This is a genomic window from Paenibacillus intestini (assembly GCF_030803945.1).
Lineage (GTDB): Bacteria > Bacillota > Bacilli > Paenibacillales > Paenibacillaceae > Paenibacillus > Paenibacillus polysaccharolyticus.
On record NZ_JAURUN010000002.1, the window covers coordinates 696,524 to 706,078 of the forward strand.

General features: G+C 43.9%; 8 protein-coding genes. 3 read left to right on the forward strand and 5 right to left on the reverse strand.

Going from position 1 to position 9,555, the window contains the following annotated elements; all coding sequences use genetic code 11:
- Window positions 1-7: 7 nt before the first annotated feature.
- The 4 genes from J2T16_RS08255 to J2T16_RS08270 all read right to left on the reverse strand — a co-directional run bounded on the left by J2T16_RS08255 (window position 8) and on the right by J2T16_RS08270 (window position 5,949).
- Window positions 8-1,186, reverse strand: coding sequence for a Ger(x)C family spore germination protein (locus J2T16_RS08255; protein ID WP_499018110.1), 1,179 nt, complete (start codon window positions 1,184-1,186; stop codon window positions 8-10).
- Complete coding sequence (locus J2T16_RS08260) at window positions 1,183-2,700, reverse strand: spore germination protein (RefSeq protein ID WP_154886699.1); 1,518 nt, start codon at window positions 2,698-2,700, stop codon at window positions 1,183-1,185. The genes J2T16_RS08255 and J2T16_RS08260 overlap by 4 nt, the downstream gene beginning before the upstream one ends.
- A 170-nt stretch (window positions 2,701-2,870) precedes the next feature.
- Window positions 2,871-5,321 (reverse strand): flavocytochrome c, encoded by a 2,451-nt coding sequence (locus J2T16_RS08265; RefSeq protein WP_499018112.1) that lies wholly within the window; start codon window positions 5,319-5,321, stop codon window positions 2,871-2,873.
- Window positions 5,322-5,334: 13 nt separating this feature from the next.
- A complete protein-coding gene (locus J2T16_RS08270) occupies window positions 5,335-5,949 on the reverse strand; it encodes an NADPH-dependent FMN reductase (protein WP_221786479.1) in 615 nt (204 codons plus the stop codon).
- Between the two features lie 181 nt (window positions 5,950-6,130).
- Here J2T16_RS08270 and J2T16_RS08275 point away from each other — a divergent pair, with 181 nt between their 5' ends.
- Window positions 6,131-7,060, forward strand: a complete 930-nt coding sequence (locus J2T16_RS08275) for a LysR family transcriptional regulator (RefSeq protein ID WP_499018113.1) — start codon at window positions 6,131-6,133, stop codon at window positions 7,058-7,060.
- 12 nt (window positions 7,061-7,072) lie between these two features.
- The gene (locus J2T16_RS08280) at window positions 7,073-8,011 is read left to right on the forward strand and encodes an FAD:protein FMN transferase (protein ID WP_221786477.1); all 939 of its coding nucleotides are present in this window, start codon (window positions 7,073-7,075) and stop codon (window positions 8,009-8,011) included.
- Between the two features lie 27 nt (window positions 8,012-8,038).
- On the opposite strand, the gene J2T16_RS08285 is transcribed toward J2T16_RS08280, so the two are convergent.
- Window positions 8,039-8,707 (reverse strand): Type 1 glutamine amidotransferase-like domain-containing protein, encoded by a 669-nt coding sequence (locus J2T16_RS08285; protein WP_221786476.1) that lies wholly within the window; start codon window positions 8,705-8,707, stop codon window positions 8,039-8,041.
- Window positions 8,708-8,913: 206 nt separating this feature from the next.
- On the opposite strand from J2T16_RS08285, the gene J2T16_RS08290 reads away from it, so the two are divergent.
- Complete coding sequence (locus J2T16_RS08290) at window positions 8,914-9,444, forward strand: hypothetical protein (RefSeq protein ID WP_221786475.1); 531 nt, start codon at window positions 8,914-8,916, stop codon at window positions 9,442-9,444.
- Window positions 9,445-9,555: the final 111 nt, after the last annotated feature.

The following is a 9,555-nucleotide window of genomic DNA, read 5'->3' on the forward strand; positions in this document are numbered from 1 at the left end:
CCTCTCCCTATTGTTTCTGTTGGGTATTGAACATGCCTGGACGCAAAATATCCGCTTGTGCATTTACTGTAATTTTGAGTTCTGGAAAAATAGTGTCCCATTCCTTCTCATGTTTTTTCCACAAAACGGGATATTTACGGTGAAATGCACCAGCAAAATTAAAAATATCCGCTTTATATTTGGTTTTAGCTTCATGGATCGCCAGGTGAATACGCTCTTCTATATTTTCTTCCAGTTGTTTTTCAATATTCGCCAAGCTATCACTGCTCTGGTCGATGTTAATCTCCGTTGTGTTCTGAATCAACTGATTTTTGCAATCCACATCGATTCTGAGAGACCATTCCCCGTTCTTGTACATGGGTGTAATCTTGGATCGGTTCCTCAATAGTTGCACCGACAAGGTCCCCTTCGTGTGATCTGGACGAATCGTAATGATCGCATTATTCATCTCATCTACAGCCCACAAGATACCACGAGTGATTCGGTTATCCGCTACACCTACCAACTTATGGTTGTGCATGATCGCTGTTCCGTTAATGTAACCAATGCCTTTGGATGGGTCATCTTGTCCCGGAGCTTGTAATATCTCGACCCAAGGGAGTAAAGCCGCTCTACTCTCATCCTCCAGCATCTCCATTAAATGTGCCATCGACGAGTTGATGCTCGTTTTGTTGACGGCCATCTCACGCAAAACTTCAGACGTATTTCGTTCCAGAATCGAATGTTTTTCTAATACTTCTCTGGCCTTTCCCTTAGTTACAAAAGTAAAAGCGCGCTCGCGCGGCTCGGAATCCCGCATGAGGAAGTCTAAATCATCCTTTAAGCCCTGCTCTACCTTTTCTGCACCAAATAAATAGACTTCGGAATGCCCCCAGAAAATTTTGCGCGAAAACTTCATCTGCAATTGGGCTAGAGCATCTACTATATTGACACCTTGAGCGGATTGCACAAACGTTGTGCCACTTCCACCCGTTGCTTCTCCTCCAGACTGACTGCTCTGTGTTGAACCTTGTGGGATAAATATCTGGACACTGACTTCAATCGAGTTGTCACTTGCCTTATCAATGGCTACACCCGTTACAAGCGCAAGATCATTGATCTCCTTACGATCCCAACATCCAGCCAGCAGCGGAAAGAATAATAGAACAACCAACGTTAGACAAAAATAACGCATCGACGGCTTCATGGCGAGGCTCCTTCATCCTCTTGATCCGGACGGTTATTGGAGGGTTGCCGAATTGCATTTTTTCGCCCTGTCAAACTTGGTCTCTTGAGATTAGCCCATATTGGCGACACCATGAAGCTGTCGAGCATTTCGCTCCACTTCATTGGCGCAAGGGGCTGAAGATAGGGAACACCGAGCGAGCGTAAGGAACATAGATGAATAATGATGGCGATGACGCCAAGCATCAGACCGAGCAGTCCAAACATTCCTGACAGAAACATAATCGGAAAACGTAACAGACGAATAGCGATACCCGCGCTATATTGTGGCAGCAAAAAAGATGCGATACCGGTAATGGCAACCACCATAACCATTGGGGAAGAAACAAGACCAGCTGAGGTCGCTGCCTGTCCAATAACAAGCGCGCCAACGATACTGACGGCGGAGCCGACCTGTTTGGGCAAACGTACGCCAGCTTCTCGCAGTGCCTCGAAGGAAACCTCCATGAGCAACGCTTCAATCAACGCAGGAAACGGAATCTCTTCCCGTGACTTCGCGATACTAAGCAACAATGAGGTGGGCACCATTTCCTGGTGAAATGTTAAAATGGCTACGTAAAGAGAAGGCAGCACCAGCGAAATAATCAGGAACAAAAATCGCAGCCAGCGAATGAAACTGCTTATGACATAACGTTGGTAATAGTCTTCCGGTGATTGTAACATCGCAAAGAAAGTCGTCGGGGCAATGAGACAGAATGGTGTGCCATCCACCATAATGCCGATTTTTCCTTCAAGGAGAGAAGCGCTGACTACATCCGGTCGCTCTGTAACTTGAATCTGCGGGAACGGAGAATAGGGGTGATCCTCGATCAATCCCTCGATATAACCACTTTCCAGCACACCGTCAATATCAATTCTCTTGATGCGGCTGTGAACCTCTTCAACTAATGCATGGCTAGCAATGCCGTCAATATGAACAACAAGGACCGACGTTTTTGTATATCGCCCAACCTGAAACGGATCTAATTTTAGAGAAGGGTCTTTAATTTTGCGGCGTAGCATCGAAGTGTTTACACTGAGTGTCTCTGTAAAACCTTCCCTTGGCCCGCGAATAATCGATTCTGCTGCTGGCTCCTCAATGCCCCTTTGCTGCCAACCAGCTACCCCAATGGCAATACCAAACGGCAGTTGATCTACAAGCAATGCGACACAACCGTTAGCGATATGGTTTAACAAATCCTCAAAGCTTGTCACGATGGTGAGCTGACTTGTGGTCACAATAGAACCTATGTATGCGAAGTCAATCTGAGATTTGTCCGTGCGGGCTTGTAAGAGCGGGGCCAAAACATGCAGATCCAGCAACGATTCATTGACCATTCCGTCAATAAACAACATAAACGCTTCTCTGCTGCCCGCAAGCGGAAATGTTCTGGTTTTGATATCTGTGGAATGGTTGTATATCGTTTGGACAATGTCCACATTCTCCGAAAGCACGGTGCTGAAGGGCATCGTTCGGTAATCCAAAACGTCGACCATCTGAACGCTCCTTAAATAGGAAAAATAGTTTATTCGTTCAATGTACAGCCTAGTAGCAAAATTCAATGTAAGGATATATTTTCCCCAATCGGATTTTTTATTCTTTTAGCGTGAAAAAACAGCAAATAAACCACTTCAAAATGAAGTGGTTTACGGATGGATTTATACCTCTAGCGTTCTATTTTCACATTGCCCACAAGATTCATTTCTTCAACAGCCGTTATACCCGCAATTCGTCCAAACGTAAAGATGTCTGTCAAGGCATTACCGCCCAAACGGTTACCTGCGTGAATACCCCCTGCCACTTCTCCAGCAGCATATAGATGGGCAATCGGCTGGCCGTTCTCATTCAATACACGGGTTTGGGTATCAATCTTGATGCCACCCATCGTATGGTGAACCGCAGGCTTTCTAGGCGTAGCGTAAAATGGCCCTTTTTCTACTTTTAAACTAAACGTATCCTTATGGAATTCGGGATCAAAGCCCGCATCCACATAAGAGTTATACTTATCAATTGTCGTTCTGAGTACCTGAGGGTCCATGCCCACTTTTACTGCCAGTTCTTCAATCGTATCCGCTTTAAACAGAGTCCCCGCTTCAACCTGCCGATCTATCTTCTCCTGGCTGGTATTCGCTGCGGTTTTCTTAATCTCGTCGTCAGCGATTAGATAAAATAAACTTCCCTGTTCGATGGCCGCTTTAGTCAAGACATCCCGTCCAGAAAATTCATTAACGAAACGCTCACCTTTTTTGTTAACAATGACAAAGTTCTCAGGTGGTACTTGCAGTCCACTGAACAGTTCGCCAGTCTCTGGATCGGCTACAGGCATCATTTGTGTGAAACCCATGCCTGTTAATGCCGCGCCTGCACTCTTGCCAAGCGATATTCCATCCCCTGTCATCGCGTAGGAATTCGTCGTTTTGATATCATCATCGATGTGGCTCCAGTACGTGTTATATTCCTTGAGCATCTGTGTATTTGCACCAAAACCACCACTAGCAAGCACAACGGCTTTCGCATGAACGGTGATTTTCTGTCCGTTGACTCCAGTTGCAATAACACCTGCTATTTTTCCATCTTCGATGATTAGCTGTTTAACCGGACTATCTGTAATAATTTGTCCGCCATTTTCTTCTACATACTTGCTAAGTGCAATGATAAAGGCAGAACCATAACTTTTGACAGGTTTATGACCACGTCGCCACAGGGCACCCACTGGAGCAAATACAATGCTCTTATCATATTCGACCCCGATATCTTCAAGCCACTGCACACTTTCCAAGGCCCGGTCTGTAAGTACTTTGACCAAATCATACTGTCCATAGATCGTATTGCCATTCAAGTCCGTTCGTTTGCCTCCGAAATACGTTTGCATTCTGTGAAGTAGCGGAGAGTCGAATAAATACGCCTTTTGTGTTCCGAACTTTTCCTGATATGCTGTAAACTCTTCTTTAAGAGCTTGGAAATCATCTATATATTCGGGATGAATTAAGCCCTCATCCGTACTTAATAAATTTTCAATGGTCTGCCTTTCACCTGGGTTCTCATTAAACTGTTGTTGCCATAGAGGATCAGCTGCATTAACAGGACCACCCGAACGGATCGTGTTGCCCCCTACGGCTGGATATTTCTCCAGAACAATCGCACTTGCACCGTGTTGTAAAGCTGTTGCAGCAGCACTTAAACCCGCGCCGCCTCCCCCTACAACGACCACGTCACAAGTATATTCCTCATCATCCTTCATCTGGCTGCTGGCAGGTTTTGCACGTCTTTTCAGGATATCTGGATTCACTCCGGCAAGCTTAACTGCTTTGGCAACACCGTTTATGACCGCGTTACTCGTTTCAGAAGCACCGGAGAGAGCATCCACATTGAGTGTCTGTCCTTCAATAATTTTATTCGGGATTCTTACAAAAACAACATCGGCGATACCCTCGGTTTCCCCCTTGGAATCGATGTCGATGCTCTCAATCCGATTCTCACTAAAGGATACCTTCATTGGAAGATTCCCGCTGTGACCAATGGCATTGATCTCATACACACCCGGTTTATAGGTGAACTCTTCTTCCTCGTTGAGCTGATTGGATATTTTCGCAAAACGAAGGAAACGCAGGAAACATACTTCCAAGAAATCAATCGTTCCTTCATGATTCAGGTTGCCTGCTTCGTCAAACGCTTTATGTGCACTCCCCAGCAAAAACTCATACCCTGGCATCACATTAGCTTCAACACCCGGTGCATCCAGAATTTGACGAAGATGCAACTGGGCACGAGATGAACCTTGTGTTCCCTGTGACGCTCCAATGATCATAACGGGCTTCCCAGCCAGCGGATGGATTTCAAAGCTAAGCCATTCGAGCAGGCTCTTAAGGGATGAAGGGATGGAATGATTATATTCTGGAGTTGCAATGATGACGCCATCACTTGCGATAATTTTCTCATTAAACGATTGTATAATGGCACTGTTCGTCTGGTTATCGGATTGATTAAACATCGGCACATCTGTAATATCGAGAATTTCAATGGCTGCTCTGGACTCAAATTGTTTTTGCATGAACTGAAGCAACTTGCGATTATACGATTTTTTTGCATTGGTGCCCACGATTGCTATGATTTTCATTGTTGTCAGCCTCCTACTCTTGCCAGGAAAATTTTTTCGTTTTTTGCTTCAACGTTCTTTTGGACAACAGTTCCGTCGTGATCTCCGTAAACAAAACAAACTCCCTGAAAATCTCTTCAAGCTCCGCTACTTTCTCTGCACTGATCAGGCTACCACTGTGATCAAATGCACTCTGCGATTTTCCCAAAAGAAACTCGCTGCTAGGCATTAATCTCGCGCCAAGCTCAGGTGAATCCAGAATTTGTCTGAGATGCGCTTGCGCTCTGGAAGAACCCAGCGAGCCGTGGGAAGCACCTACGATCAGAACAGGTTTGTCCTTTAAGGTTTGAGTGGTATAACTGACCCATTCCAGCGCACTTTTCAACACAGCAGGGATCGCATGGTCGTACTCCGGAGTAGCAATAATAATGCCCTTAGCTTTGGAAATCTGATCCAGTAAATCTTGCACCTTCACAGGAATGTCAACTTCAGCATCTTCTATTTCATCTTTTTCAATAAAAGCAGGTAGATCCTTAATTTCAAACAAGTCAATCTGAGCCTCATCTGCAAAATGCTTTTGCATAAATTGAAGCAGAGTACGGTTCGTTGATTCATCCGAATTGGTACCCACGATAGCTAAATAATTCATGGTAATCCCCTTTCTGTCATTCGAAAATAATGTTCGTCAAAGTCAGACTCGATCTTTCGGCATAACTCTAACATAGGAATGGAAGATTGATCTAATAGTTATTCATTGCAGTTTGATAACCAATTTGTTATAATCAGCTCAAATTCAAAGTTTGTTATTTTTTTCACAAAGGGTGAGGGACATGTCTAAATTAGAATCACAGGATATCTTGTGTTACATCGACAGCCTTTTGAAATACAGTAACTTTAGCAAAGCCGCCCAATCACTGTATATTTCTCAGCCCTATCTGACCAAGGTCATCAAAAAAGTCGAAAGCCAGTTGGATTGTGAGCTGATCACTCGCAACAAACTTCCGTATCGATTAACCGAGCAGGGAAAAATCTATTATCAGTATTTAACTTCTCTCGAACATAGCTATGCCAAGCTCATGAAAGAAATCTCATATGCATCAGATATCGGCAACAAAGTGTTACGAATCGGAATTCTGCCTAGCCTGGGTTCTTATTTGATACCCCTTTTTTTACCTGCATTTTTAAAGCTTCATCCTGCTTATAAGATTAATCTAGTAGAGGATCTGCCTGAAAAAAATGAAAAACGGCTGCAAAATGTTGAATTGGACTTCTGGATTGGACAAAATTCGAGTAGTATTTCTCCAAATCTAAACGCATTTAGTTGGGGCAAGCATAGCTACCGGGCAGTTATCCCGCACGGCTGTGAACTGTATCAAAGAAATGTTGCCGTCATCCCGGAGGGTACGTTTGATATTGCTACCATTCTGAGTCAACAGCTCGTTTTAACGTCCAAAGGCTCTGCCGTCCGTAAACAGATCGATCAATTACTTAGTGTGCACAAAATACAACCAAGCATCGTGATGGAAAGCAACGAAATTCACACAGTGTTGAAGCTTGCCAAACAAAATATGGGCCTGACGATCATTCCCGAAAGTGTCCGAATTGACGAGTCTGCTTCGGAATACAACATCTATCCGATCCCGATTGATAAGATGAGTCTGGACTATTTTATAGCACATCATAGCGAAAGAAAGCTGTCTAATGTGGATCATGACCTTATCCATACATTTCTGAATCATGGACAACAATGTGCAGTGTAGGAGGAGATCCGCATGAATACTTTTACGAAAATGATCCCTCTCATGGGAACTAAGATTTCTCTATTTATCGAGGGGGAGGATGCAGAAGAGCTCGCGCAGGAAGCAGAGAATATGCTGTTCCGTTACGAGAAAGTGTTTAGCGCCAACAGTGATCACTCACAGCTCGCGATGTTGAAGCAAGAAGCCGCCTCCCAACCGCTTCAAGTCGACAGGGAGCTGTATGATCTCATCAAGATAGGCAAAGAACATAGCCTGGAGGAAGATTCTTTTTTAAATATTGCGATTGGCCCGTTGATCAAATTGTGGAGAATCGGTTTCCGCGAGGCACAGGTGCCAGAGGATGCAGAGATTAAGAAGGTACTGGCGCTCTTAAAGCCTGAACATATACAGCTCAATGATGAGCACCAGACCGTACATTTATTAAAAAAGGGGATGGAGATCGACCTGGGAGCCATCGCTAAAGGTTATTTTGCCGATCAGGTGATGGCCTTCTTCAAGAAAAACGGAGTAATCTCAGCTATGGTCGATATGGGCGGAAATGTGCTTGTTCATGGGGACTCCCCTTCGGGTTCGAGTCACTGGAATGTGGGAATACAGAATCCCTTTTTACCCAGAGGCAATGCAGCAGCACTCGTCAGTATCAGGGAGCAATCCGTCGTTACCTCAGGCATATACGAGCGTGTTTTACAAAAGAAAGGACAGCAGTACCATCATATCTTTAGTAGCAAAACAGGTTATCCCATCGTAAGTAATGTCGCTTCTTTGACCATTATTGCGGATAGATCACTCGACTGTGACATCTATACGACAGAATTATTCGGGTTAGATGCGGCCTCCATTATTCATAAAGTGAATCAAATGAAACATATCGAAGCCGCCGTCATCACGACCGATGGAAACATGGCCTACACCAAAAGTCTACGGGGAAGAATCCAGCCACTATCCAGTTAATGAATGAAGAGATTGTTCAGGCGATTCTCAGAGTGTTTCAATCAATTTCTGGATCTTAGATCCGGAAATTAAATATACAGGGCCTAAGATATCAAGCTTACCATCCTTTACACGAATAGCACTCTCCTGCTCTGCCGCATACACATTCATCTGTTCAGATAGTGGAAACAGGTATCCTTTAACAAACACGCCATAGTCGCGCCTAGAATGAGATTCATACGCAAAATGATCAAAGCTCAAACCCTCATAAATCGTCGTTGTTTCAGCCTTAGGGGTATCGTAACTCGAAGATATCCATTTTGCAGCCATATTTAATGCACCTGCACTAGCACCGATGATAATGGCATTACTGTTCTTAATCATATCGGATAGTTCATATTCCGCCAAAAACTCATGCTGCTGAACAGGATATCCTCCACACATAAAAATGACAGACGCGTTCCGAATCAACTGATGAGCCTCTTCTTTCTGCATACGATAATCAATGAAGTGATATTCATCAAAAATCAGGTTAGCCTGAGTTAACCAGGTCCATTCCGTAATATCCTCAAAGTTCACTTGCTCTCCTTCATAATCAGACGGCTTAGCGCTGATCATCACAAGCGATTTTCTATCTGTGATATCCTCTTGCAATCGTTCGACCAGTTTCTCTGGAAAAACATCATTAAACCAACTGAAATAATAGTGAGTACTCAAACTGTATTACCTCCATATGTATAATTGACCTATCTCTATACTTAAGAAAACTAAAAACATAACTCCATACTAGCATAGCATCGAATTAAATGATGAGAAATGGTCCTATCTCCGAAAAGAAGTATGTCCGTTGCCCTATTCAGACCTGCCCACCCTATAAGATAATATAGAGTATATATAAACTTCGAATAAGGGATGGGATGATCATGAGTACGCTGCAACCAATTATCCATGTCTTGCAACATTCTTCTGATGAAGACGTCGTTGAACAATTTTTTGAGCACGAGCCATTAATCTGGATTGATTGGAGAGAAGACGAGGGGGACATCATCCAATACTTCAACGGTCAACTGCCGGAATCCGATCAGATCAAGTGTGAGATCATCGACATCGACAAGCCGAGAGGCGTTGATATTGTGTTAAGTTCGAACGATCGAAAGCATACAATTCCGTTCGCCGATGATCGGACTGATCGAGACAGCGCGATTCGGGCGATGCAGGAAATGATTGCTCCCCGATATCAGATTCGATGGTTTATGGAGTCTTTAGGCAACGACACGTTAGCATATCTCTTATTATCTACGGAACAGTGGACAGAACTGGAGAACCAGTTCAGCAAAGAAAAACTTGAATTCTACTTCCAGCCAGTAACAAATGAAAGCAATATGTTTTCTCTCGACATGGATGAAGTATTCACTTTAATTGAAACAAGGCAAAAAGCGCGTACCTCCGAATAAGGGATGAAAACTCGTTGATACTTGTACACTACTCTAAGTTCCCATTTTTATATCAAAAACGCCATCACGTATTGTGATGGCGTTCCTTTTATTTGGGAGCCTAGTAGGTTA

Coding starts and splice junctions, on each gene's coding strand:
- J2T16_RS08255 (WP_499018110.1), bottom strand. CDS start 1,186: ATGAAGCCGTCGATGCGTTATTTTTGTCTAACGTTGGTTGTTCTATTA.
- J2T16_RS08260 (WP_154886699.1), bottom strand. CDS start 2,700: ATGGTCGACGTTTTGGATTACCGAACGATGCCCTTCAGCACCGTGCTT.
- J2T16_RS08265 (WP_499018112.1), bottom strand. CDS start 5,321: ATGAAAATCATAGCAATCGTGGGCACCAATGCAAAAAAATCGTATAAT.
- J2T16_RS08270 (WP_221786479.1), bottom strand. CDS start 5,949: ATGAATTATTTAGCTATCGTGGGTACCAATTCGGATGAATCAACGAAC.
- J2T16_RS08275 (WP_499018113.1), top strand. CDS start 6,131: ATGTCTAAATTAGAATCACAGGATATCTTGTGTTACATCGACAGCCTT.
- J2T16_RS08280 (WP_221786477.1), top strand. CDS start 7,073: ATGAATACTTTTACGAAAATGATCCCTCTCATGGGAACTAAGATTTCT.
- J2T16_RS08290 (WP_221786475.1), top strand. CDS start 8,914: ATGAGTACGCTGCAACCAATTATCCATGTCTTGCAACATTCTTCTGAT.